Here is a 24,564-nt window from a genome sequence, read left to right as displayed (position 1 = left end):
CGGGGGTTGGGGCCGGGGCGCGACCAGGTGCGGGGGTCCTCGGTGCCCGCGGGGCGGCCCGTAGCCGAGGCCGCCGGACGGCGGGAGGGTGGGTCACCCGTAGGAGTGATAATCCGACGAAAAGAGGCGCGGGTGCGGAGCGTGTGCCCCGACGCTGGGCGGCATGGGATCGACAGTGCTCAGCCTGCGCATGGACGGGGAGCTGCTCGACCGGCTCCGGCAGCACGCCGCGAGAAGCGGGATGAGCGTCCAGGACTATGTCGTCCGGACGCTCATCCGTGAGGACTTCGACGAGCGCTTCAAGGCGGCCGTCGACGAGACGGAGAAGTTCTACGGGGCCACCTGAGCCCCCTCGGTGTCCGCGCCCCTCGCCCGGTCGCCGCGTCCCTCCCCGCCGGACGCGGGCCCCGACGGGGACGAGGGCCCCGACGGGGACGACGGCTTTGCCGGGGACGACGGCTTCGTCGGGGACGCGGGCGCGGGGCGCGGAACCCAGCGCAGGGTGAGCAGGCCCAGCGCGACGTGCAGGGCCGCGGCGACGGCGGTCGCCACGTGCAGGCCGGAGACGAACGCCGACTTCGCCTCGCCGATCACCGCCGGCGTGAGGCCCGCCACGCCGAGCGTCTCGTCCAGCGTGCCGGCGACGCCCGGGCCCTGGAGCCGGAACAGCAGGGCGGCCAGCGAGCCGAGGAGCGCGATGCCCAGCGCGTTGCCGATCTCGTTGCTCGTCTCGGCGATCGCCGCCGCCGACCCCGCGCGCTCCGGCGGGACCGCGCCGACCGCCGTGTCCGCGACGACGCTGAACGAGATGCCGTAGCCGACCCCGGCGACGGCGGTGGACGCCACGTACCAGCCCACCCCGCCGGTCACGCCGGTCGCCGTCAGCAGCAGCAGACCGGCGGCGATGGAGAAGTGGCAGGCCAGCAGCGCCGCCCGGGTGCCGAAGCGCTCCACCAGCGCCGGGGTGACGACGCAGGTGACGGTCAGCACGACGGCGCCCGGCAGCGCGAGCAGGGCGGCGCTCATCACGTCGAGGCCCAGCACCGACTGGAGCCAGACGCCCGCCAGGTAGGCGGTCGCCGACCACGCGGCGAGCGGCAGCAGCCCGGTCACCACCGCGAGCGTGAACACCCGGTCGCCGAAGAGCCGCACATCGATCAGCGGGTGCTCCAGGCGGCGCTGCCGCCGGACGAACCACCCGAGCAGGGCCAGCCCGGCGGCACCCGCCGCGCCCGCACCGGCCGTGGGGCCCTCGGCGGCGGCGTGCTTGAGCGCGTACACCGCCAGCAGCAGGCCCGCCGCCGACAGCGCGACGCTCGGCACGTCGACCCGGCCCGGCCGCACCGAGCGGACCTCGCGCAGCAGGACGGGCGCCAGCAGCAGGAAGAGCACCGCGACGGGGACGTTGACCAGGAACACCGACCCCCACCAGAACTGGCTCAGCAGCCGCCCGCCGACCACCGGGCCGATCCCGAACCCGGCGGCGAAGGCCGCCGCGAAGATCCCGATGGCCCGCGCCCGCCGACGCGGATCGGGGAACAGCTCGCCCAGCACGGCCAGGGCCGACGGCAGCAGCGTCGCCCCGGCCACGCCCATCAGCGCCCGGCACGCGATCAGCGCCGCCGGGCCCGGCGCGAACGCCGCACCGGCCGAGGCGAGACCGAACGCGGCCGTCCCGGCCATCAGCAGCCTGAGCCGGCCGTACCGGTCCCCGAGCGCGCCGAACGCGACGAGCAGCGACGCCACCGCGAAGCCGTACACGTCGAGGATCCACAGCGCCTCCCCGGCCGTCGGGGCCAGGGCGCGGGTCACCTCGGGCATCGCCAGGAACAGGATGGAACCGTCCATCGCCACCAGCAGCACCGGGCCGAGCACCACCAGCAGGCCCAGCCAGGCACGCGCGCCGGGGGAGGGGGAGGAAGCAGAAGTACGCATGGCCCGACCGTGCGGCGCCGCCCGCGCGGGAGCCAGCCCCCTGCCGTGGGTATCCCCGGCAGGGGCAGGCGGAGACCCTGCCCCGGATGCCCCGGGCGGGGCCGGGCGGGGCGTGTGCCCTGACGCCCCGGATGCCAGGCGTGGGTCGGGCGGCTCGGGCGCCTTGGCCGCCCCGAGGAGACGCGGGTGTCCTCGGCGGGCATCGCGCTCCGGGTGCCCAGGGCCGCACACCCGTGCGCCGCACGCCAGCCGTCCCCACCGCGCACCCGTGCGCCGCACCCCGGCCGTTCCGGCCGCGCACCGGGCACCGCCCGCCGCCCGCAGTGAACGCCCCCGGCCAGGGACCGCCCGTGGGTATCCCTCGCAGGGATACCCCGGGGCCGGGTGGACCGGCCTACGCTCGGGGCCATGGAGCTGGAGAGCCTCGGGGCGTACCTCAGGAGCCGTCGCGACCGGGTCACGCCCGAAGACGTCGGACTGCGGAGCCTCCCGGCCGCCCGCCGGGTGCCGGGACTGCGCCGGGAGGAGCTGGCGCGGCTCGCCGGTGTGAGCGTCGGCTACTACACGCGGCTGGAGCAGGACCAGGCGGGCACCGCGTCCGGGCAGGTCCTCGACGCGCTGGCCCGGGTGCTGCGGCTCGGCCCCGCCGAGGCGGCGCACCTGCGCAACCTGGCGCGGCGGCCCGTGGTGCCCCGGCTGGAGCGGCCGGCCCCGGAGACCCCGCACCCGCGGGTGATGGCGCTCCTCGCCGCGCTCGGGGAGACCCTGCCGGCCGTGATCCTCGGCCGCCGCGGCGACGTGCTGGCCTGGAATCGGACCGGGCACGCCCTCGTCGCCGAGCACATCGACTTCGACGCGCCGCGCGATCCGGCGCGGCGGCCGTCCGTGCCGCGGATGTTCTTCCTGGACGCGCACACCCGCGGCCTCTACCGCAACTGGGACGAGCTGGCCCGGATCCACGTCGGCTATCTGCGGCTCACCGCCGGCCGGTATCCGACCGACGCGCGGCTGGCCGAGCTGATCGGGGAGCTCGCCATGCGCAGCCGCGACTTCGCGGCGCTGTGGGCGGCGGGGGACGTCGCGGACTGCACGGTGGGCACCATGCGCCTGGGGCACCCCACGGCCGGGCGGTTCACCGTCGACTACCAGGTGTGGCTCCAGCCGGACAGCCCCGACCACCGGCTGGAGGTCTACACCCCCGCGGACGGCGCCTCCGCCGACGCCCTGCGGCTGCTCGGCGGGGAGGCCGCCGCCCTCCGGTGGCCGGGGCCGCCCGGCGCGGAAGCGGCGGCGGGTTACGTCAGGCCGAGCGCCGGCATGGCGTAGTAGAAGACGAACACCGCGGAGACGACGTACATCGCGGCCGGGACCTCGCGGCCGCGGCCGGCGGCCAGGCGCAGGACGCTGAACGCGATGAAGCCGATGCCGATGCCGTTGGTGATCGAGTACGTGAACGGCATCATCATCATCGCGAGGAACGCCGGTACGGCGATGGTGAAGTCGCTCCAGTCGATGTCCTTCACCGATCCGGCGAGGATCAGGAACCCGACCGCGATCAGCGCGGGCGTCGCCGCCTGGGACGGCACCATCGTGGCGAGCGGCGTCAGGAACAGCGCGACGGCGAACAGGCCGCCGGTCACGACGGAGGCGAGGCCCGTGCGGGCGCCCTCGCCGACGCCGGCGGTCGACTCGACGTAGCAGGTGGTCGCGGACGACGAGGTGGCGCCGCCCGTGGCGACGGCGAGGCCGTCGACCAGGAGGACCTTGTTGATGCCGGGGAAGTTGCCGTCCTCGTCCATCAGCTTCGCCTCGTCGCCGACGCCGAGGATCGTGCCCATCGCGTCGAAGAAGCAGGACAGCAGGACGGTGAAGACGAACAGCGAGCCGGTCAGCAGGCCGACCTTCTCGAAGCCTCCGAGCAGGCTGACCTGACCGAGCAGGTCGAAGTCCGGGGTGGCGACCGGGTTGCCCGGCCAGGTCGGCGTGGTCAGGCCCCAGGACGGGATCTTGGCGACGGCGTTCACGATCATCGCGACGACCGTCATGACGACGATCGAGATGAGGATGGCGCCCGGCACCTTGCGGATGATCAGCGCGAGGGTGAGCAGCGTGCCGACCGCGAAGATCAGCACCGGCCAGCCGCCGAGGTGCCCGTCCGCGCCGAGCTGGAGCGGGACGGTGGTGTGCGCGGCGTCCGGGATGCGCGAGACGAAGCCGGAGTCCACCAGGCCGATGAGCATGATGAACAGGCCGATGCCGATCGCGATGCCCTTGCGCACGCCCACCGGGACGGCGTTCATCACGCGCTCCCGCAGACCGGTGGCGACCAGCAGCATCACGATGATGCCGGCGATGACGACCATGCCCATCGCGTCGGCCCACGCCATGCGCGGGGCGAGCTGGAGGGCGACGACCGTGTTGACGCCGAGGCCCGCGGCGAGGGCGATGGGGACGTTGCCGATGACGCCCATGAGGAGGGTGCTGAACGCCGCGCTGAGCACGGTCGCGGTGACCAGCTCGCCGCTGTCCAGCTGGTGCCCGTACATGTCCTTGGCGCTGCCGAGGATGATCGGGTTCAGGACGATGATGTAGGCCATCGCGAAGAACGTCGCGAAGCCGCCGCGTACCTCACGGCCGATGGTGGAGCCACGCTCCGAGATCTTGAAGAACCGGTCCAGCGCACTGCTGGAGCCGGCCGGCTGCTGCCCGGGCGCAGCCGGGGGAGCGGTGACCGTGGAGGGCATGCGGGAACCTCGTGATGCGGGGATGGCGGGGGGCGGGGTGTTTGCGACCGCTGCTTTCAGGGGTCTCCGTGGCGGCTTTTTGTTGTTTCACACCAAGGGAGCCAGTCAACGGCAAACGGTTTCAGTATGAACATATAAGTCGAAGATCGCTATCTCCGCGCGTAGACATCGGCGCCGCTTACGATGTGGGCATGGCCAAGTGGACCCCCAAGTACGAGGCGCCCGAACCCCTGGAGGGGCCGGTCGTCGCCACCATCACCGGCGGCACGATCATCTGGTTCGTCCTCTTCCTGGCGCAGGTCCCCTTCTACGACTGGTTCGCCGACCGCGACCTCGACTGGTGGGTGTGGACCTGCCTCGCCGGGGGCGGGCTCGGACTGCTCGGCATCTGGTACGTGCGCAAGCGCGACGCCGCGATCAAGCGGGACGCGGCGCTGAAGCGGGCCGCGGAGGCGGCCGGGGGGCCCGCGCCGGAGGGCGCGGCACCGACGACCCCCTGACCCCGCGGCGGGCGACTCGGACCGCAGGCCCCGCCCCCTCAGGCCCAGGCCCGCCCCCGCAGGCCCCGCCCGCGTAGGCCCCAGGGGCGACCCCGGCCGGTCCCCGGCCGCTCCCTGGCCGGGACGCGCCGTCCGTGTAGTGCCGCAGGAGGGTTCTTGTCCTACCGGGGTCGGATCTCCCCGCCCTCCGGGGGGTGAGGCCCCCGTTCCGGCCGTACCGTCGGAGGCATGACGCAGCGGGCCAGTACCGAGGACGCCATCGTGGAAGCCGCCGGGGAGGCGGACGTGCCGTACCGGCCGGGCGGGCTGACCGCCGCCGAGGTGCGGCAGCGGGTCGAGCGAGGCGAGGTCAACGACGTACCCGTACGGTCCTCCCGCTCCGCCCTGGACATCGTCCGGGCCAACGTCCTCACCCGCTTCAACGCCATCATCGGCGTCCTGTGGGCGGTCATGCTGGTCGTCGCGCCCATCCAGGACAGCCTGTTCGGCTTCGTCATCGTCGCCAACACCGGCATCGGCATCATCCAGGAGCTCCGCGCCAAGAAGACCCTCGACTCCCTCGCGGTCATCGGCGAGGCGAAACCCACCGTCCGCCGCGACGGCACACCCGTCGAGGTGTCCACGTCCGAGATCGTCCTCGGTGACCTGATCGAGCTCGGCCCCGGCGACAAGGTCGTGGTCGACGGCGTCGTCGCGGAGGCCGACAGCCTGGAGGTCGACGAGTCGCTGCTGACCGGCGAGGCCGACCCCGTGCTGAAGCAGCCCGGCGACCCGGTCATGTCCGGCAGCTTCGTCGTCGCCGGAGGCGGCGCGTTCACCGCCACCAAGGTCGGCCGCGAGGCCTACGCCGCCCAGCTCGCGGAGGAGGCGTCCCGCTTCACCCTCGTCCACTCCGAGCTGCGCTCCGGGATCTCCACCATCCTGAAGTACGTCACCTGGATGATGATCCCCACGGCCGTCGCGCTCGTGATCAGCCAGCTCGTCGTCAAGGACACCGACGTCAGGAACTCCGTCGCCCGTACGGTCGGCGGCATCGTGCCGATGATCCCCGAGGGCCTGGTCCTCCTCACCTCCGTCGCCTTCGCCATCGGCGTCATCCGCCTCGGCCGCAAGCAGTGCCTCGTGCAGGAACTGCCCGCCATCGAGGGCCTGGCCCGCGTCGACGTCGTCTGCCTCGACAAGACCGGCACCCTCACCGAGGGCGGCATGGACGTCACCGAGCTGCGGCCCCTGAACGGCTCCGACGAGGCGTACGTGCGGAAGGTCCTCGGCGCCATCGGCGACTCCGACCCCCGCCCCAACGCCTCCCTCCAGGCCATCATCGACGCCTACCCCGACAACGACGACTGGCGCTGCACCGAGGCCCTCCCCTTCTCCTCCGCCCGCAAGTACAGCGGCGCCACGTTCAGCGAGGGCGACGGCCAGACCAGCTCCTGGCTCCTCGGCGCGCCCGACGTCCTCCTCCCCGACGGCGACCCGGCCCTCGACGAGACCGACGCGCTCAACCGGCGGGGCCTGCGCGTCCTCCTCCTCGCGCGCGTGGCGGGCGAACTCGACGACCCGCAGATCGTCCACAAGGCCCGGGCCGCCGCCCTCGTCGTCCTCGAACAGCGGCTGCGCCCCGACGCCTCCGACACCCTCGCCTACTTCGCCGACCAGGACGTCGCCGCCAAGGTCATCTCCGGCGACAACGCGGTCTCCGTCGGCGCCGTCGCCGGGAAGCTCGGCCTGCCCGGCGCCGACCGGCCCGTCGACGCACGGCACCTCCCGGAGGAACCCGAGGCGATGGCCCGCGCCCTGGAGGACGGCGTCGTCTTCGGCCGGGTCACCCCGCAGCAGAAGCGCGACATGGTCGGCGCCCTCCAGACGCGCGGGCACACGGTCGCCATGACCGGCGACGGCGTCAACGACGTGCTCGCCCTCAAGGACGCCGACATCGGCGTCAGCATGGGCACCGGCTCCGAGGCCACCCGCGCCGTCGCGCAGATCGTCCTCCTCGACAACAGCTTCGCCACGCTGCCGTCCGTGGTCGCGGAGGGCCGGCGCGTCATCGGCAACATCACCCGCGTCGCCACGCTGTTCCTCACCAAGACCGTGTACTCGGTGCTGCTCGCCGTCCTCGTCGTCGCCGCGCAGGTCGAGTACCCGTTCCTGCCCCGCCATCTGACGCTGCTGTCCACGCTCACCATCGGCGTGCCCGCGTTCTTCCTGGCGCTCGCGCCCAACAACGAGCGCGCCCAGCCCCACTTCGTACGGCGCGTCATGCGGTACGCCATCCCCGCCGGGCTGATCGCGGCGGCCGCGACCTTCACCTCGTACCTCATCGCCGGCAGCCACTACAGCGGGCCGGGCGCCCTGAACGCCGAGACCAGCGCGGCGACCCTCACGCTGTTCCTGGTGTCGCTGTGGGTGCTGGCGATCATCGCCCGGCCGTACACCTGGTGGCGGGTGCTGCTGGTCGCGGCCATGGGCGGAGGGTTCCTGCTGGTCCTCGTCGTGCCGTGGCTGCAGGACTTCTTCGCGCTGCGGCTGGTGGGCACGACGATGCCCTGGACGGCGGTGGGCATCGCCGCGGCCGCCGCCGCGCTGCTGGAGGCCGCCTGGCGCTGGGTGGAGCGCCGCGTCCCGGCGTGACGGACCCCGCGCCCTCCAGGGGCCGGGCCGCCAGGCGCGCGTGGGCGCCGTGTACGAAACGGGGCTCCACGCGCGCGTGGGCATCCCGTACGGAACCCGGGCTCCACGCGCGCGTAGGCATCCCGTACGGAACCGGGCCCCCACGCGCGCGTAGGCATCCCGTACGGAACCGGGCCCCCACGCGCGCGTAGGCGCCCCGTACGAAACCGGGCCCCACGCGCGCGGCCCCGCCCCGCTCAGTCGAACCAGCGGTCCCGTTCCAGCTCCTCCGTGCGGGACGGGTCCTCCAGGAGCGCCGCCACCTCGAAGCGGCGCGGCCACTGGCCCGCCGCCCACGCCAGGCCCGCCGCCACGCCCTCCAGCGTCGCCGCGTGCAGCGTGCCGTCCGGGGTGATCCGCCAGTCCAGTTCGACCCCGCCGGCCACCAGCTCCTCGTGCTCCACGTACGTCTCGGGGACCGCGGGGCCGAGCAGCGCCCGCACCGACGCCGGGACCTCGTGCTCCTCGCCGTCCGTCGCCACCTCGGCCGCCACGGCCTCGCTGAGCCGCCGCACCTGGAGCAGCTCCGCCAGGTCGCCCGCCCGGGACGGGGAGACGGGCAGCAGCGGCAGGCCGCCCGCGAGCGGCAGCAGGTCCGGCGCGTCCGCGACCACCGCGTCACCCGCGTCGACCACCCGCACCTCGCCGTCCACCACGGCCCGCAGCTCGTCGGGGAGCGTCACCTGCTCCGGGTCCAGGTCGGCGAGCGCCGAGTACAGGCCGTGCAGCTGCGCCGCCGTCACCTCGCGGTCCGGGTCCGCGAGCCGCCCCAGCAGCTCCGCCGCGCCGCCGGGCTCGTCCAGCAGGGCGGCCACCGACGTGCGCACGCCCAGCGCCCGCAGCACCTGCGCGTCGTCGAAACCGGTCGTGTCCGCCGACTCGTACAGCCCCTCCAGCAGCGGGTCGGCGCCCGCCGCGCGCAGGCCCGCCGGGCGGCGGCCGTCCAGGACGGGGTGGTCGCGCAGCCACCACGCCGTGTACGGCCGCACCGTCTCCGTCGTGCCGTCCGGCAGCAGCACCCGCACCGGCTGCGTCAGCGCGTCCCGCAGCGGGGGCCGCGACAGCAGCGCCAGCGCGCGCGGCCACGCGTCGTCGTCCACCAGATCGAGGTCCCGCACGGCGACGATCTCCGTCGCGACCGGCGGCACCGGCGTGTCCGGCAGCCGGTCCAGCACGTCCTCGCACCACACGTCGACCGCGTCCAGCAGGCCCACGTCGTCCGGCTCGGCGTAGTCGGAGTCGCGCGGCTCCAGCTCGTCCGGGTCCAGCACCACGTCGGAGGCGCGTACGAGCGCGAAGTCGGCGAGCACCCCGCACGCGGCGAGCGGCTGCTCACCCCAGCGGGCCGCCAGCTCCTCGTCGCACAGCGCCAGCTCGCCCTCCCGCATGACGGAGGCGAAGGCGCTGCCCGGCAGAACCAGTTCGCCGGCCGGGGCGAGCTCCCCGTCCTCGTCCGGCAGGGCCAGCGCGCCCAGCCACGGCTCGTCGCCCGGCTCCAGGCCGGCGTCCCGCACCAGCGCGAGGACGGTCTCCGCCAGCTCCTCGGCGTCCGGCGCGTTCTCGTCCCACATCTCGTCCGCGTCCAGGGACGCCGCGACCGCCGCCCGCACCTGCGGGGTCGTCAGCACCGCGCGCGGGCTCGCCGGCAGCGCGCCCAGCTTCTCCAGGAGCGGGTGCGCCGCGTCCGGGTGGGCGACCTTCAGCCCGAGCCGGGCCAGGTCGGCGGGGGTGTCCGGCAGCGGCAGCAGGACCTGCCGGGGGCCGATCACCGTACGGTTGTCGGCCAGCGGCACGGGCAGCCCGGTCAGCCGGTCCGGGTCGACGCCCGCCAGCGAGTCGTACAGCCGGTGCCACCACTCCGGGGCCCGCTCCACGCCCGCCAGCCGGTCGATCGCGTCGCCCAGCGGCAGCCGCGCCACACCCAGCGCCCGCAGCTCCGGGCGCCGTTCGAGACCGGCGGGCAGCAGCGTCGGCAGCACCTCCGCCAGCACCCGTACGGTCTGCGCGCCCGCGCCCTCGACGACCTCCGCCTCGAACGGGCGCAGCGCCACCAGCTCCTCCGACGGCGCGGCGGGCGCGAGGAACGGGACGCGCGGCAGCAGTTCCAGCACGGCGCCCCGGATCGCGCCGTCGAGGACGCCCTTGCCGAGCGGGCCGGGCACGAGGCCGATGGTGCCGGTCGACACGGGCCGCCACGAGCCGAGGAGTTCGGCGTACGCCTCGGCGGCGCGGGCCACGATGAAGTCGGTGAGCGGACCGGGCGCCGGATGGCGGCGCGTGGAGTCCAGCGGGAACGACGCGATGAGCAGCGCCGGTACGGTCAGCGGCTCGTCGGTCGGCGTCGGCGCGTGCACCACGGGCGCGGTGCCGGGGCGGACCGGCGCGCCGTCCGCGTCGACCGGGACGGCCCAGGTGACCGACCAGTGGGGGCGCAGCCGCTCCTCGACCGGGCGGTCCTTCAGCAGGTCGGGGGTGAGCGGCCCGGTGCGGGTGACGGTCCGCCAGCGGGTCGTGCCGCGCGCGGAGTCGTCCACGACCGTGTACTCCCCGTCGCGGCCGCGCGTGAGGGTGCGCGTCCCGGCGGGGGTCTCCACGACGATCTCCGCGAGGCCCGGCAGGGTGAGCAGCAGCGTGTCACCGATCCCGGCGAGGAGCCGCTCGACCAGGTCGACGGCCCCCGCGTCGCGCAGCGGGAGGATCACCACCGTGTCGTACCCGGCGGGCGGGGTGCCCTCGGCGGGCAGCGGCAGGCGCAGCAGCGGTACGTGCCCGTCGCGGCGGCGCAGTTCGTCGCCCAGGCCGGGGCTGGCCTTCGCGGCCTGCGCCGCCATGTCGCGGGCTTCCGCGAGGGACCAGCGCACGCCGCCGTGCCGGCCGATGACCGCCGGCTCGTCGGTGACCGCGAGGACCGCGGCGAAGCCGACGCCGAACCGGCCCACCGCGCCCTCGTGGCCCTCCCGCTTGGCGGACGCGCGCAGCGTGGACAGCGACTCGACGCCCGTCGCGTCCAGCGGGGCGCCCGTGTTGGCCGCGGCGAGCACGGCGGGTCCCTCCGCGTCGGCCGGGTGCAGGGTGAGCCGGAGGCGGCCGGGCGCGCCGGCGCGTGCGGCGGCGTCCGCGGCGTTCTGCGCCAGCTCCACCACCAGCCGGTCGCGGTAGCCGCCGAGGCTCAGCTCCTCCTCGGCGTTGGCGTCCTCCCGGAACCGCGCGGGGCCCGCGCCCCACGCGTCGAGCACCCCGCGCCGCAGCCGCGCGGTCCCGAACGGGTCGGTGCCCTCGCCCGCCGCCGTCGCCCTCACGCTCACGATGTGCTCCGCTCTCCTCGACGTACGAACCGGTCTGCGGCCGAAGGTACCGCGCGCCCCATCCTCACCCTGAACCCGCAGGTCAACGGGGGTGCGCGGGGGGCGCGGGAACTTTCTCGAAAAACTTTTGAAGTCACCTGCAACCCCGGAGGGGGCCGCACGTCTATCCCAGTGAAGGCAGCGATACGGCCGACGGGACCGGGGGGACCGGGACGGGAGCCGAGCGAAGCCCGATCACCGAAACTTTCGAGCCGTGCACGCCCTGGGGGGATCTCCGTCATGCAGAAGCACCTTTCGTCCCGTATTGCCCGTCGTTCCTTCGTCTCCGCCCGCTCGGCTGTGACCGCCGCCGCGGTCCTGCTGACCGTCGTCACCCCGGTCGCCGTCGCGGCCGCCCCGGCGTTCGCGCAGCCCGCCGCCGCGTCCTCCGCCACCACCGCGGGCATGGGCGTGAAGGTCGACCTGATGGGCGGCTTCGCCCTCGGCCAGCGCGCCCACTTCTCCGCCGAGATCACCAACGGCACGGGCGCCGACCTCCAGGGCGTCCGCAAGGGCCTGGTCACGGTCGCCTACGGCAAGCACGTCAACGCCGCGCTGGAGCCGATGACCGCCGACCCCTCGAAGATCATCGTCGAGCACCTGAAGGACGGCGTCTGGCAGCGCCTGCCGCTGACCACCGGCGCGAACGGCGCGGTCCAGGCGGCGTTCCCGCTGCCCGAGGGCCTCGCCAAGGGCGCCACGGTCAGGGAGCGCTTCGTCGTCACGATCCAGCGCTCCATCCCGGCCGAGGCGAACATGGGCGAGGTCGGCGTCTCCGGCCACGCCGACGGCTCGGGCATGGACACGGTCGGCTTCGGCCTGGGCAACCGCCAGACCGCCGAGCACCCTGAGGTCACCCTCAGCGGCCTCTCCGGCCGCCCGGAGCTGGTCACCGGCGGCAAGCCCGTCACGTTCACCGGCACGGTCACCAACAACACCGGCAAGGACATCCCGTCCGCGCAGGACTTCTTCTTCATCGCCGCATCCGACAAGGGCGGCGACCTCGACCCGCAGTACGTGACGCTGGAGCGCCGCGACGCCTCCGGCGCCTGGAAGCCGGTCCGGATCGGCGAGCAGGACCGCGCCCTGACGGGGAACCTCGACGGCGCCCCGCTGAAGAACGGCCAGTCCCGCACGTACGAACTGCGCCTGGCGCTCACCAAGTTCACCCCGGCCTCCGTCACCGGCGGCGAGTTCACCCTTGTCAGCGGCGACGGCGCGGCCAACTTCGACTTCTCCGTGAAGTACGTCGCCCCGGACGTCACCGACCCCGAGATCAACCGCAAGCTGGCCGTCACCAGCAGCCTCAAGGGCACCACGCGCCTCAAGGCGGGCGGCGCGGCCAAGGAGTTCACGGCCACCATCACCAACAAGGGCAACATCACCCAGGAGGTGGAAGCCATCGTCGAGCTGGGCGACGGCGGGGCCAAGCGGAAGGTGTCGGCCGGCGAGTTCCGCGTCGAGCAGTATGTGACGGCCGCCGCCGACGGCTGGAAGTCCGTGAAGCTCACCGACTCCACCTGGTCGAACGGCAAGCTCCGCGCGCTCGCGTCGCCGACGCTGGTCTCCCTGGCCCCCGGCGAGAGCGTCACCTACAAGCTGCGCGTCGCCGCCACGACCGCGGTGAAGGGCAAGGCCTTCGACGTCTCCGTCACGAGCGCCGCCGAGCGGTCCGTCACCGGTGTCGTCCTCCCGTTCACCGTCGACGGCGCCCCCGGCACCGCGGGCACCACCGGCACCACGGGCTCGACGGGCGGCGCCACGGCGTCCCCGTCCGCCTCCGCCGCCCCGGCCGGCGGCGCGGGCGCGACGGGCACGGGCTCGGGCTCCGGCACCGGCGCGGCCAACACCCCCGCCGCGGCGGGCGAGATGGCCAAGACGGGCAGCGACACGACCACGCCGGTGCTCCTGGGCGCGACGGGCGTCCTCGTCGCGGGCGGCGCCGCGGCCCTCCTGATCGCCCGCCGTCGAGCGCTGTGACCAGGGGGAGTAGCCTGCGCAGGCTGAAGATCACGGGGGTGGGGATCGCCGGACGCTCCAGCACGCACCGTGTGACGCTCCGGAGGAACCACCGCCATGACCACTCTGACCCTCACACTCCCCGTCCCCGCACCCCGCGCGCTGTGGCGGCTGCTGCTCCGCTCGCTGGGGACGGAGCCGGACCCGGGGAGGCCGCGGTTCCGGCTGCTTCCGGGCGGCCGGCCCGGGGACGCCCCGCAGGACACCGCGGACGCCGCGACGGGCGGCCCGGACCCGGACCCGGGCTCCGATCGCCCCGGCCCCGGCTGGGGCTCCGGCTCCGGGCGGGGCTCCGGCTCGGGGCGGGGCTCCGGCTCCCGCTTCGGCCGGGGTCCCGCCGAGGAGGCCGGCCGGCCGACCGTCACCGACCTCTACCACTCGCACCGGCTGAGCATGGTGCGGCTCGCCCTGCTCCTGGTGGACGACCGGGCGAGCGCGGAGGACGTCGTCCAGGACGCGTTCGTCGCCCTGTACAAGCGGCACGGCGAGCGGCTGGACGACGTGGACAACGCGCTGGGCTACCTGCGCACGTCCGTGGTGAACACCGCCCGCTCCGTCCTGCGGCGCCGCAAGACGGCCCGCGAGTACGTGCCGCCGCACGAGGCGGACGCCCCGTCGGCCGAGGACCACGCCCTGCTGGGCGACGAGCACCGGCAGGTGATCCAGGCGCTGCACGGACTGACGAACCGTCAGCGGGAGGTGCTGGTGCTGCGGTACTGGTCCGATCTGAGCGAGGCCCAGATCGCCGAGACGCTCGGGCTGTCCCGAGGCGCCGTCAAGTCCACCGCCAGCCGGGCCCTGGACGCGCTGCAGCGCGCTCTGAAGGCCCAGGACCGGTAGCAGGGCCGAGGAGGACCAGCCCATGACGAACGAGCTCACGGAGACCGAGGAGCGCCTGATACGGGCGCTCGCGGCCCGCGCCGAACAGGTCACCCCGCACTCCCTGCGGCCCGCCGCGCCGCCCACCGGCAACTGGGCGGCACGCGGCCGTGCCCCGCTGGTCCTCGCGCTGGCCGCGTCCGTGGCGTCGGTCGCCCTCGTGGGGACGGCGGCGGTCAGCCTGCTGGCCCCGCCGGAGAAGGCGCCCGTGGCGGGCACCCCGTCCCCGGTGCCGGAGCCCCCGGCCCCGGACACGCCCCGCCCGTCCGCGCCCAAGGCGAGCGGCAAGCCCGTGGAGCCGTCGGCGCCCGGCACGTCCCCGTCGGGCATCCCGGGCACCACCCCGGACCCGGAGGCGAGCACCGACCCGGGCGCGGGCCCGGGCACGGGCCCCGGCTCGGCCCCGCCGGAGCAGTCGTCGCAGGCGCCGTCCCGCGAGGTCAGCGTCATCTTCCAGGGGTCCGATGAGACGCGCACGCTCCGCCCCGGCGGCGGGACGCTGACGTTCACGGTGACCGTGCTCAACACGAACGGCCACACGATCGAGAACGCCACCGACGACCTGTCCATCACGGCCGACGGCGGCACGCTGGGCGCCGGCGACCTGAACGTCTCGCTGCTGGGCGAGGACGGCACGTGGCGGCCCATCGCCCCGACGGCCCGCCTCACGACGGCGACGCTGGCGGAGGGGGAGTCGCGCAGCCACAAGATCCGGGTGTCGCTGCGGGAGGGGTTCCCCGCGGGGGTGGACCGCCTGCGGGTGACGGCCTTCAGCAACGCCGGCCAGGAATCGGTCACCCCAACCCCCTGACCTGCGGGGCCACCCCCACCGCGGCTCAGCCCCGTGCGGGCCGCGCCTGGCCGCTGCCTGGCTGTGGGCATGCGTTCCGCCCTGTGGGTCCCCCCTGGACGAAGTCCTTGGGGGAGGAACGACTGCCCGCAACGGGGCGGCGACAGCGTTCCACGCAGCGGCAGCAGGTGCGCGCCCGCGGGGCGGCACCGTCCCGCACGGTGCCGGACCTGCAACGGGGCGGGCGCGGAGCCCGGTACTCGCGCGCGGCCACGGGGCGGCACGGCTCCGCGGGGTGGGCCCACCACGGGGTGGGCCCGCGGGGGCTAGGAGTGGCCCAGGTCTTCCGCGGACGGGTCCGGCGGCGTCGTGGGCACCGACCCCGGAGACGGCGTCGGGTGCAGCGGGAACTCGTCCGCCGCCATCGAGTCCAGCACAGGCCCCGCCGGCCGGGGCGGCTTCGGCATGACCGCCGCCTCCGAGTGCCCCCCGCACCCGTACTCCAGCGACACGACCCGCCCGTCAGCGGGCGAGAACTCGTTCGCGCACACCCCGAACGCCTGCCCCAGCGACCCGCCGATCGCCATCAGGAACCCGCACGACACGCACGACGCGGGCGCGGCCTGCGCCATCGGCGTCTTCGCCCCGTACGCCTCCTCCCACCGGTCGGCCGCCACGTGCAGCCCGTACCGGGAGAGGACCCGCGCGCGGCGCATGCCCAGCTCGTCGGCGACCGCCGTGATGGCGCCCCGCGACGGCGTGCGGGAGACGAACTCGGCGTCCTCCGCGTCGGCGCGGTCCGTCATCTCCTCCGACACCGCGGAGTTCGGCGGCGGCTCGTCCTCGCCGGTGTAGCCCGGTTCGAGCCGCAGGTCGTCCGCCTCGGTCGGCAGCAGGTCGCCCGGCCCGAGGTCGCCGGGGCGCAGCCGCTCGCTCCACGGCACCCACTCCGGCGCGAGGAGCGCGTCGGGGCCCGGCAGCAGGACGGTCTCGTCGAGCGTGACGTTCTTCGCGCGCGACGCGCGCGTGACGGTCACCGCCCAGCGCCAGCCGCGGTACCCCGGTTCGGCGCACTCGAAGAAGTGGGTGACGACCCGGTCGCCGTCGGCCACCGCCTCCACGTACTCGCCGACGACGCCGGGCGCCGCCGCCTCTTCGGCGGCCTCCCGGGCGAGGTCCACCGCCTCCGCGCACAGGCGGTCCAGGGCCGGGGCACGCCGGGCACGGCTTCGCGTCGTCGCAGCACTCACAGGTTCGCTTCTCTCCTACGCCGTCTTAACGGTGCGCCGGCCGATGCGCGACTGCACGGGCGGCGGACGGAGCGGACCCGGGGACCGCATCGACGTTCGCGCCCGACGTGCTCGGGCACACCTCACGTCATCCATTCTGCGGGATGCCGAAGAGGCGCGCGGCCGAGACCTTTTCCGCCGGTGGCGCGCTACGCACGCTACCCCCTTCGCAGCCCGCCGCCCACACGGCCGCCCCAAGTAACCCTCCACGAACGGGGCCGGTGGGGCACTATGGCGACGTGGCAACCGCGCGGTGGTCCCGGAAACCGTCTGCGCAGCGCCCCGGCCGGAACGGGCGCGCTGGGCGGCTGCGCGCGGCGGGCCGGCGCGTCGGACGCGCCGCCCATCTCCCCTTCAGCTCCACCTGGCGCGGCATCCGCAAAGCCACCCACGCGCAGGGCGCGGGCGAGTCGGGCCTCGGCAAACTGATCGAGCTGCACGCCGTGAACGGCGCGGGCGACGTGATGATCACCGTGGCGCTGGCGTCGACGGTGTTCTTCTCGGTGCCGACGGACGAGGCGCGCGGCCGCGTCGCCCTGTACCTGGCCATCACGCTCGCCCCGTTCGTCCTGCTCGCGCCGGTCATCGGCCCGCTGCTGGACCATGTGCCGCACGGGCGGCGCGCGGCGATGGCGGGCGCCATGCTGGTGCGCGCGTTCCTGGCCGTCGCCCTGTCCGAGGCGGTCGCCACGGGCGGTCTGGAGCTGTACCCGTCGGCGCTGGGCGTGCTCGTCGCGTCCAAGGCGTACGGGGTGGTCCGCTCCGCGGTCGTGCCGCGCCTGCTGCCCCCGCGCTTCTCGCTGGTGAAGGCGAACTCGCGGGTCACCCTCGCGGGCCTCCTCGCCACCGGTGCCGCCGCGCCCGTCGCGGTGGGGCTGCAGCGGATCGGGCCGGAGTGGCCGCTGTACGGGGCGTGCGCGCTGTTCGCCGCCGGAACGTTCCTGGCGTTCACCCTGCCGCCGAAGGTGGACTCGGCGAAGGGCGAGCGGAAGGCGCACATCCTCACCCACGGCGAACGCAAACCGAGTCTGCGCACGGTCGGCCCGGCCGTCCTGCACGCCCTGCAGGCCAACGCGGCGGTGCGCGGCCTGTCCGGGTTCCTGATCTTCTTCCTGGCGTTCCTGCTGCGGGTCCACCCGATCGGCGGGCAGAGCGCGGCCGTCTCGCTGGCGATGGTCGGGGTGGCGGCCGGGGTGGGCAACGCCTGCGGCACCGCGGTCGGCGCGTGGCTCAGGGACCGCGCGCCCGAGGCGATCATCGCCACGATGCTGGTGCTGGTGCTGGCCGCGACGGTCACGGCGGCGGTGTTCTTCGGGCCGCTGCTCGTCGCGCTGCTGGGCGCGGTCGCGGGGCTGGCGCACGCCCTGTCGAAGCTGTCGCTCGACGCGCTGATCCAGCGGGACGTGCCGGAGTCCGTCCGCACGTCGGCGTTCGCCCGCTCCGAGACGCTGCTGCAGATGGCGTGGGTGGTGGGCGGCGCGGTCGGCATCGTGCTCCCGCTGAACGGCACGCTCGGCATGTCCGTGGCGGCGGCGATCCTGGCCGCGGGGGCGGTCGTCGCGGGCCGCGGACTGGTGTCGGCGGCCCGCCACCATCCCCACCCGGCGCACCCCCGCCCGGCCCGCCACCCCGGCCGTACGGGCTGAGAGCCCACCGCGCCCGGCCCACACGGCCCCCGCACGCGGCCCGCACGCCCGCGGCCGCCCGCCCGGCCCGCCACCCCGGCCGCACAGGCTGAGGCCCACCGCGCACCCGGAGCCCACACGGCCCCCGCGCCCCGGCCCGCACCGCCGTAGCCGCCCGCCGGGGCGCCACACCGGAGCGCCATGGCGGGAATCATCCGGTCCGGGCCGGCCCCCGGCGCCGGGTCCGGGCGGGGCCGGCGGGTGAGGGTGTGCGCGTCGGGCGAGCCCCGCCCGTGCCCGTGGCGCCCGGGACCGATAGCCTTCGGCCCATGACCGTTGCGTTCTTCTCCGGAAAGGCCCGCCGGGCCGGCGTCGCTCTGGGTGCCGTCTCCGCCGGCCTGCTCGTCCTCTCCGCCTGCGGCTGGGTTAAGCCGACGCCGATCGCGACCGTGACGGTCGGCTCCGACTCGTACAACACCGAGGCGGCCGAAAACTGCTACGACGAGGACGGCCTGAAGGAGTCCCGCGTCCAGGAGTGCCTCAGCGCCAAGGGCGGCAAGGACGTCGAGGTCGCCGTCGACGACCGCATCCGCTTCGGCGTCGACCCGGAGATCGCCGAGAACGGCTGGACGATCTTCCTGGACGGTGAGCGCGCCGAGCCGGAGCCGTACAAGAAGACGTACCGCTCGATCAGCGCCAGCTCGTTCTTCACCGCCGGCATGGGCGGCGAGCCGTCCAAGAGCGTCCGCGTGTCGATCCTGGAGACGGACGCGAAGTCGAAGAAGGCCATCGGCGTCTACCGCTTCGTCCTCAAGAAGGTGTGACCCTGCGCGTCCTGGTCGTGACCGCCGTGGCGGCGGAGGCGAACTCCGTCGCCGGCGGGCTCGTCGGCTGCGCCGCCCGCTCGTCCAGGCCGCTGCCGAGCGGTCACACCGTGACGAGCCACCTGCTCACCGGGCAGAGCCTCGCCCGGCTGACCGGGCCCGCCGCGCCCGCCGTGGACGTCATGGCGGCCGGTGTCGGCCCCGCCGCGGCCGCCGTCGGCGCGGCGACCGCGCTGGCCACCGCCCCGTACCCGTACGACCTGGTGGTCACCGCCGGGATCGGCGGCGGGTTCGCGCCGCGCGCCCCTCTTGGCTCCCTCGTCGTGTCGGACAGCATCGTCGCCGCCGACCTGGGCGCCGACACGCCCGACGGCTACCTGCCGGTGGAGGAGCTGGGCTTCGGCCGCTCCGTCCACACCCCGCCGGCCGCGCTGACGGCCCGCGTGACGGACGCCGTACGCGGCTCGGGCGTGCCGTGCCTGCTCGCGCCCGTACTGACCGTCTCCACCGTCACCGGCACCGCGGCCCGCGCCGCCGAGCTGGCCGCCCGCCACCCGCGCGCCGGGGCGGAGGCCATGGAGGGCTTCGGCGTCGCGGAGGCCGCCGCCGCGCACGGCGTCCCGGCCGTGGAGATCCGCGCGGTCTCCAACACGGTCGGCCCGCGCGACCGGGCCGCGTGGCGCATCGGCGAGGCGCTGGACGCGCTGCGCGCGGCGTTCGAACCGCTCAGCACCGGATTCTTCAGGGAGGAGTGAGGGCCCGTGGCGACGCGCATCGCATACTCGCCCTGCCCGAACGACACGTTCGTCTTCCACGCGTGGGCGCACGGCCTGGTGCCGGGCGCGCCGGAACTGGACGTCACGTTCGCCGACATCGACGTCACCAACGGCATGGCCGAGCGGGGCGAGCTGGACGTCCTGAAGGTGTCGTACGCGGTGCTGCCGTGGGTCCTGGACGAGTACGCCCTGCTGCCGTGCGGGGGCGCGCTGGGCCGGGGCTGCGGCCCGCTCGTCCTGGCGCGCGAGCCGGGTCTCGACCTGGCGGGGCGGACCGTGGCGGTGCCGAGCGACCGGTCGACGGCGTACCTGCTGTTCCGGCTGTGGGCGCGGACCCTGCCGGGCGGCGGGGTCGGCGAGGTCGTCGTGATGCCGTTCCACGAGATCATGCCCGCGGTGCGGGACGGCAAGGTCGACGCGGGCCTGGTGATCCACGAGGCCCGGTTCACGTACCAGGAGTACGGGCTGCACTGCCTGGCCGACATGGGCGAGCACTGGGAGGCGACGACCGGGCACCCGATCCCGCTCGGCGCGATCATCGCGAAGCGCTCCCTGGGCGCGGACACCCTGCGCCGCCTGGCGGACGCGGCCCGCGCGTCGGTCCGCATGGCGTGGGCGTCGCCGTCGGCGTCGGCCGACTACGTGCGGGAGCACGCGCAGGAGATGGCGCCGGAGGTCGCGCAGCGGCACATCGCGCTGTACGTGAACGACTTCACCGAGGACCTGGGCCCGGCCGGGTACGAGGCGGTCCACACCCTCCTGTCGGAGGCGGCGGCCCAGAACCTGGTCCCGAGCGTCCCCCGCGAGGCCCTCACCTTCCCCTGACCGCCGGCGAACCGTCCCGTGGGGCCGGACCCGGGGGTGTTCGGCGGGGGATGCGGCACACTGGAGAGCTGGCCGCGTCCCGGAGCCGTAGGGATCGGAGCCGTAAGGGGCGGGGCCGTAGGGAAAGGGTGACCGCGTGAACGGACCGCTGATCGTCCAGAGCGACAAGACGCTGCTGCTCGAAGTCGACCACGAGCGGGCGGACGCCTGCCGTCGGGCCATCGCGCCGTTCGCGGAGCTGGAGCGGGCGCCCGAGCACATCCACACGTACCGGGTCACGCCGCTCGGGCTGTGGAACGCGCGGGCCGCCGGGCACGACGCCGAGCAGGTCGTCGACGCGCTCGTGGAGTACTCCCGCTACCCGGTGCCGCACGCGCTGCTGGTGGACGTCGCGGAGACGATGGCCCGGTACGGGCGGCTCACCCTCAGCAAGCACCCCGTGCACGGCCTCGTCCTCACCACCACCGACCGGCCCGTCCTGGAGGAGGTGCTGCGCTCCAAGCGGATCAAGCCGCTGGTCGGGGAGCGCATCGACCCGGACACGGTCGCCGTGCACCCCTCCGAGCGCGGGCAGATCAAGCAGACCCTCCTCAAGCTGGGCTGGCCCGCCGAGGACCTCGCCGGGTACGTCGACGGGGAGGCCCACCGGATCGACCTGGACGAGTCGGGCTGGTCGCTGCGCCCCTACCAGCAGCAGGCCGTCGAGGGCTTCTGGCACGGCGGGTCGGGCGTCGTGGTGCTGCCCTGCGGCGCGGGCAAGACCCTCGTCGGGGCGGGCGCCATGGCGAAGGCGAAGGCGACGACGCTGATCCTGGTCACCAACACGGTGTCGGCCCGGCAGTGGAAGCACGAGCTGGTGAAGCGGACGTCGCTCACCGAGGACGAGATCGGCGAGTACTCCGGTACGCGCAAGGAGATCCGCCCGGTCACCATCGCCACGTACCAGGTGCTGACGACCAAGCGGAAGGGCGTCTACCCGCACCTGGAGCTGTTCGACTCCCGCGACTGGGGCCTGATCGTCTACGACGAGGTGCACCTGCTGCCCGCGCCGGTGTTCAAGTTCACCGCCGACCTCCAGGCGCGGCGCCGCCTCGGCCTGACCGCGACGCTGGTGCGGGAGGACGGCCGCGAGTCCGACGTGTTCTCGCTGATCGGGCCGAAGCGGTTCGACGCGCCGTGGAAGGAGATCGAGGCGCAGGGGTACATCGCGCCCGCCGACTGCGTGGAGGTCCGCGTCGACCTGACCGAGTCGGAGCGGCTCGCGTACGCGACGGCGGAGGCGGAGGAGAAGTACCGCTTCTGCGCGACGACCGACACCAAGCGCCGGGTGACCGAGGCGATCGTGCGGAAGTTCGCGGGCCAGCAGATCCTCGTCATCGGCCAGTACATCGACCAGCTGGACGAGCTGGGCGAGCACCTGGGCGCGCCGGTCATCAAGGGCGAGACGTCCAACGCGCAGCGGGAGAAGCTGTTCGACGCGTTCCGCGGCGGCGAGATCAGCGTCCTCGTCGTGTCGAAGGTCGCGAACTTCTCCATCGACCTGCCGGAGGCGACCGTCGCGATCCAGGTGTCGGGCACGTTCGGCTCCCGCCAGGAGGAGGCGCAGCGCCTGGGCCGGGTGCTGCGCCCGAAGTCGGACGGGCACCAGGCGCACTTCTACTCGGTGGTGGCCCGCGACACGATCGACCAGGACTTCGCGGCGCACCGCCAGCGCTTCCTGGCCGAACAGGGCTACGCCTACCGCATCGTGGACGCGAGCGACCTGCTGAGCGAGGCGTAGCCGCCGAGCGGGCGCCCCTCCCGGACCACCGGGCGGGGCGCCCCTTCGCGTCCCCGGCGCACGGCCCCGTACGCGCATCCCGTACGCGGCCGGGGCCCTCACCGCCCCGCACGGGAAAACCGTTCGCGTGCCCCCGGCCCGCTCACTACAATCTCCCGCTTGCCCGCCTCCCCGTCGGGAGTGCCGCCCTCCGGTCGGAAACCGGACGGCTCCCAGCGACCACCGCTCCAGCGCCGGAGGCACAGCCATGTCCACGACCGACACCGATCCCTCGGCCGCGAGCGCGCGCACCTCGCCGCGTCCCGTGCCGCCCTGCGCGCCATGCGGGAGGACGTGGAGGCGCTGGACATCCGCGACGTCACCGCCAACTGGGTGAACGCGGCCGTCCTCCAGCGCCAGATCGAGGACCGTGTCAAAGCCCTCGCCGACCTGGCCCACACGCCCCTGTTCTTCGGGCGGCTCGACTACCTGCCCACCACGCAGGAGGGCGGCAGGTTCTACATCGGCCGGCGGCACGTCCACGACGCGCACGGCGACCCCATGGTCGTCGACTGGCGCGCCCCCGTCTCCCAGCCGTTCTACCGGGCGTCCCGCCGCGACCCGCAGGACGTGCGGCTGCGGCGCCGCTTCGGGTACACGGGCGGCGACCTCACCGCGTACGAGGACGAGCACCTCACCGACCCAGCCGAGGCCGAGACCACCAGCCGCCTCCTCCAGCAGGAGATCGAGCGGCCCCGCGTCGGCCCCATGCGGGACATCGTCGCGACGATCCAGCCCGAGCAGGACGAGATCGTCCGCAGCGGCCTGTCCGGCACGGTGTGCGTGCAGGGCGGCCCCGGCACCGGCAAGACCGCCGTGGGCCTGCACCGGGTCGCGTACCTGCTGTACGCCCACCGGGAGCGCCTGGCCCGCACCGGCACCCTCGTCATCGGGCCGAACCGCTCGTTCCTCCGCTACATCGAGCAGGTCCTGCCCGCCCTCGGCGAGCTGGAGGTGAGGCAGGCCACCGTGGACGACCTGGTCGCCGCCCATGTCGAGGTGCGCGGCTCGGACGACGCGACGGCCGCCGTCGTGAAGGGCGACGCGCGGATGGCGGAGGTCCTGCGCCGCGCGGTGCGCTCCCACGTCACGCTGCCGACCGAGCCGGTGGTCGTGGTGCGCGGCTCGCGGCGGTGGCGGATCCCCGCATACGAGGTGGAGGAGATCGTCACCGAGCTCCTCGCCCGCGACATGCGCTACGGCGCCGCCCGCGATGCCCTGCCGCAGCGCATCGCCCACGCGGTGCTGGTGCGGATGGAGGCCGCCGGCGAGGCGCCCGACGACCGGGTGCAGGACCAGGTGGCGCGCAACGCGGCGGTGAAGGCCGCCGTCAAGGCGATCTGGCCGCCCGTCGACCCGGCGAAGCTGGTGCTGCGGCTGCTGTCGGACGCGGAGTTCCTCGCCGAGCACGCCGACGGCGTCCTCGACGAGGACGAGCAGAAGGCCATCCTGTGGACGAAGCCCCCGCGGAGCGTGAAGTCCGCGAAGTGGTCGCCCGCCGACGCCGTACTGGTCGACGAGGCCGCCGACCTGGTGGCCCGCACCCACTCGCTGGGCCATGTCGTGCTGGACGAGGCGCAGGACCTGTCCCCGATGCAGTACCGCGCGGTGGGGCGCCGCTGCTCGACCGGTTCCGCGACCGTGCTGGGCGACCTCGCGCAGGGCACCACGCCGTGGGCGACGCGCAGCTGGGCCGAGGCGCTGCGGCACCTGGGCAAGCCGGACGCGCTGGTGGAGGAGCTGACGGCCGGCTTCCGCGTGCCGCGCGACGTGATCGCGTACGCCTCCCGGCTGCTGCCGCACATCGCGCCGGGCCTGGCGGAGGTCCGCTCGGTCCGTGAGAACCCGGGCTCCCTGGAGGTACGGGAGGTGGACCAGGAGCGGCGGGACGCGGAGGTCGTCGCGGCGTGCGCGGAGTTCCTGGACCGGGAGGGCTCCATCGGCCTGATCGCCGCCGACCCGCGCCTGCCCGCTCTGGAGGAGGCGCTGCGGGAGGCGGGCGTGCCGCACCTGTCGCCGGGCGAGGAGACCACCCCGGACGTGCGGCTCACCCTGGTGCCGGCGTCGCTCGCGAAGGGCCTGGAGTACGACTACGTGGTCCTCGACGAGCCCGCCGCCGTGGTGGCCGCCGAACCCGACGACCGCACCGGCCTGCGCCGCCTGTACGTGGCCCTGACCAGGGCGGTCTCCGGCCTGAAGGTCCTCCACGCAACCCCCTTGCCGGAGGAGCTGGCCCAGTAACCGGAGGACCGGCGCCCACCTGCGGGCCCGCGCTCGTCCTGGCGAGTGGGTGCCAACCTGCGGGCGCTCCCGGGCCGGCGAGCGGGGTGCCCACCTGCGGGCCCTTGCGGGCCCACTCCCTGTAGCGGCGAGTGAGGCGAAGGGCGCGCGGCTGCCGAAAGGGAGACAGCGCGCAGGCCCTGAGGAACGAAGGGCCGAGCACGGTCGACTGTCGGCAGTCGCATGAAGCGCCCGGAGCCGAACCGAGCCCTGAAAAAGGGGGGAAGGGCCGAGCACGGTCG

General features: G+C 74.8%; 17 protein-coding genes. 13 read left to right on the top strand and 4 right to left on the bottom strand.

Annotated features, from left to right (window positions below; all coding sequences use genetic code 11):
* Positions 1 to 163 precede the first annotated feature (163 nt).
* Positions 164 to 346, top strand: a complete 183-nt coding sequence (locus ACSUPT_RS12940) for a ribbon-helix-helix protein, CopG family (RefSeq protein ID WP_351967018.1) — start codon at positions 164 to 166, stop codon at positions 344 to 346.
* Here ACSUPT_RS12940 and ACSUPT_RS12935 read toward each other — a convergent pair.
* Positions 331 to 1,935, bottom strand: a complete 1,605-nt coding sequence (locus ACSUPT_RS12935; protein WP_436944341.1) for an MFS transporter — start codon at positions 1,933 to 1,935, stop codon at positions 331 to 333. The two genes, ACSUPT_RS12940 and ACSUPT_RS12935, sit on opposite strands and share 16 nt — an antisense overlap.
* A 408-nt stretch (positions 1,936 to 2,343) precedes the next feature.
* Between ACSUPT_RS12935 and ACSUPT_RS12930 the strand changes: the two genes are divergently transcribed.
* The gene (locus ACSUPT_RS12930; RefSeq protein WP_436944340.1) at positions 2,344 to 3,261 is read left to right on the top strand and encodes a helix-turn-helix domain-containing protein; all 918 of its coding nucleotides are present in this window, start codon (positions 2,344 to 2,346) and stop codon (positions 3,259 to 3,261) included.
* Here the strand turns inward: ACSUPT_RS12930 and ACSUPT_RS12925 are convergent.
* Positions 3,231 to 4,679, bottom strand: coding sequence for an NCS2 family permease (locus ACSUPT_RS12925; protein ID WP_365724397.1), 1,449 nt, complete (start codon positions 4,677 to 4,679; stop codon positions 3,231 to 3,233). The genes ACSUPT_RS12930 and ACSUPT_RS12925 overlap by 31 nt on opposite strands.
* Positions 4,680 to 4,870: 191 nt before the next feature.
* Between ACSUPT_RS12925 and ACSUPT_RS12920 the strand changes: the two genes are divergently transcribed.
* Together ACSUPT_RS12920 and ACSUPT_RS12915 are read left to right on the top strand one after the other, a co-directional pair.
* Entirely contained in the window at positions 4,871 to 5,179 is a 309-nt protein-coding gene (locus tag ACSUPT_RS12920; protein ID WP_361658356.1) for a DUF2530 domain-containing protein, read from the top strand.
* A 228-nt stretch (positions 5,180 to 5,407) separates the two neighbouring features.
* Positions 5,408 to 7,813: an HAD-IC family P-type ATPase gene (locus tag ACSUPT_RS12915; RefSeq protein WP_436944338.1), complete on the top strand. Its 2,406-nt coding sequence runs from the start codon at positions 5,408 to 5,410 to the stop codon at positions 7,811 to 7,813.
* A 236-nt stretch (positions 7,814 to 8,049) separates the two neighbouring features.
* Here the strand turns inward: ACSUPT_RS12915 and ACSUPT_RS12910 are convergent, their stop codons facing one another.
* A complete protein-coding gene (locus ACSUPT_RS12910; protein WP_436944337.1) occupies positions 8,050 to 11,157 on the bottom strand; it encodes a sacsin N-terminal ATP-binding-like domain-containing protein in 3,108 nt (1,035 codons plus the stop codon).
* A gap of 279 nt (positions 11,158 to 11,436) precedes the next feature.
* Between ACSUPT_RS12910 and ACSUPT_RS12905 the strand changes: the two genes are divergently transcribed.
* The 3 genes from ACSUPT_RS12905 (at position 11,437) to ACSUPT_RS12895 (ending at position 14,905) form a co-directional block, all read left to right on the top strand.
* Positions 11,437 to 13,176 carry an LAETG motif-containing sortase-dependent surface protein gene (locus tag ACSUPT_RS12905; RefSeq protein WP_403500934.1) on the top strand — a complete coding sequence of 580 codons (1,740 nt, stop codon included), beginning with the start codon at positions 11,437 to 11,439 and terminating at the stop codon, positions 13,174 to 13,176.
* Between the two features lie 96 nt (positions 13,177 to 13,272).
* Positions 13,273 to 14,055 (top strand): RNA polymerase sigma factor, encoded by a 783-nt coding sequence (locus tag ACSUPT_RS12900; RefSeq protein ID WP_436944336.1) that lies wholly within the window; start codon positions 13,273 to 13,275, stop codon positions 14,053 to 14,055.
* A gap of 22 nt (positions 14,056 to 14,077) precedes the next feature.
* Positions 14,078 to 14,905 (top strand): hypothetical protein, encoded by an 828-nt coding sequence (locus ACSUPT_RS12895; RefSeq protein WP_351967009.1) that lies wholly within the window; start codon positions 14,078 to 14,080, stop codon positions 14,903 to 14,905.
* A gap of 305 nt (positions 14,906 to 15,210) precedes the next feature.
* Here the strand turns inward: ACSUPT_RS12895 and ACSUPT_RS12890 are convergent, their stop codons facing one another.
* Complete coding sequence (locus ACSUPT_RS12890; protein ID WP_351967008.1) at positions 15,211 to 16,134, bottom strand: DUF3027 domain-containing protein; 924 nt, start codon at positions 16,132 to 16,134, stop codon at positions 15,211 to 15,213.
* 260 nt (positions 16,135 to 16,394) lie between these two features.
* Between ACSUPT_RS12890 and ACSUPT_RS12885 the strand changes: the two genes are divergently transcribed.
* The 6 genes from ACSUPT_RS12885 to ACSUPT_RS12860 all read left to right on the top strand — a co-directional run bounded on the left by ACSUPT_RS12885 (position 16,395) and on the right by ACSUPT_RS12860 (position 24,283).
* Complete coding sequence (locus ACSUPT_RS12885; protein ID WP_436944335.1) at positions 16,395 to 17,819, top strand: MFS transporter; 1,425 nt, start codon at positions 16,395 to 16,397, stop codon at positions 17,817 to 17,819.
* A 308-nt stretch (positions 17,820 to 18,127) separates the two neighbouring features.
* On the top strand, positions 18,128 to 18,622 hold the full coding sequence (locus tag ACSUPT_RS12880) for a DUF2771 domain-containing protein (protein WP_351967007.1): 495 nt from the start codon (positions 18,128 to 18,130) through the stop codon (positions 18,620 to 18,622).
* 2 nt (positions 18,623 to 18,624) lie between these two features.
* Complete coding sequence (locus tag ACSUPT_RS12875) at positions 18,625 to 19,377, top strand: futalosine hydrolase (RefSeq protein WP_351967068.1); 753 nt, start codon at positions 18,625 to 18,627, stop codon at positions 19,375 to 19,377.
* Positions 19,378 to 19,383: 6 nt separating this feature from the next.
* A complete protein-coding gene (locus ACSUPT_RS12870) occupies positions 19,384 to 20,223 on the top strand; it encodes a 1,4-dihydroxy-6-naphthoate synthase (RefSeq protein WP_351967006.1) in 840 nt (279 codons plus the stop codon).
* A gap of 136 nt (positions 20,224 to 20,359) precedes the next feature.
* On the top strand, positions 20,360 to 22,003 hold the full coding sequence (locus ACSUPT_RS12865) for a DNA repair helicase XPB (protein ID WP_351967005.1): 1,644 nt from the start codon (positions 20,360 to 20,362) through the stop codon (positions 22,001 to 22,003).
* A gap of 159 nt (positions 22,004 to 22,162) precedes the next feature.
* Positions 22,163 to 24,283 (top strand): HelD family protein, encoded by a 2,121-nt coding sequence (locus ACSUPT_RS12860; protein ID WP_436944334.1) that lies wholly within the window; start codon positions 22,163 to 22,165, stop codon positions 24,281 to 24,283.
* Positions 24,284 to 24,564: the final 281 nt, after the last annotated feature.

It is taken from the genome of Streptomyces sp. SudanB25_2051 (assembly GCF_964272635.1).
Classification (GTDB): domain Bacteria; phylum Actinomycetota; class Actinomycetes; order Streptomycetales; family Streptomycetaceae; genus Streptomyces.
This window is presented reverse-complemented; position numbering and strand designations above follow the sequence as displayed.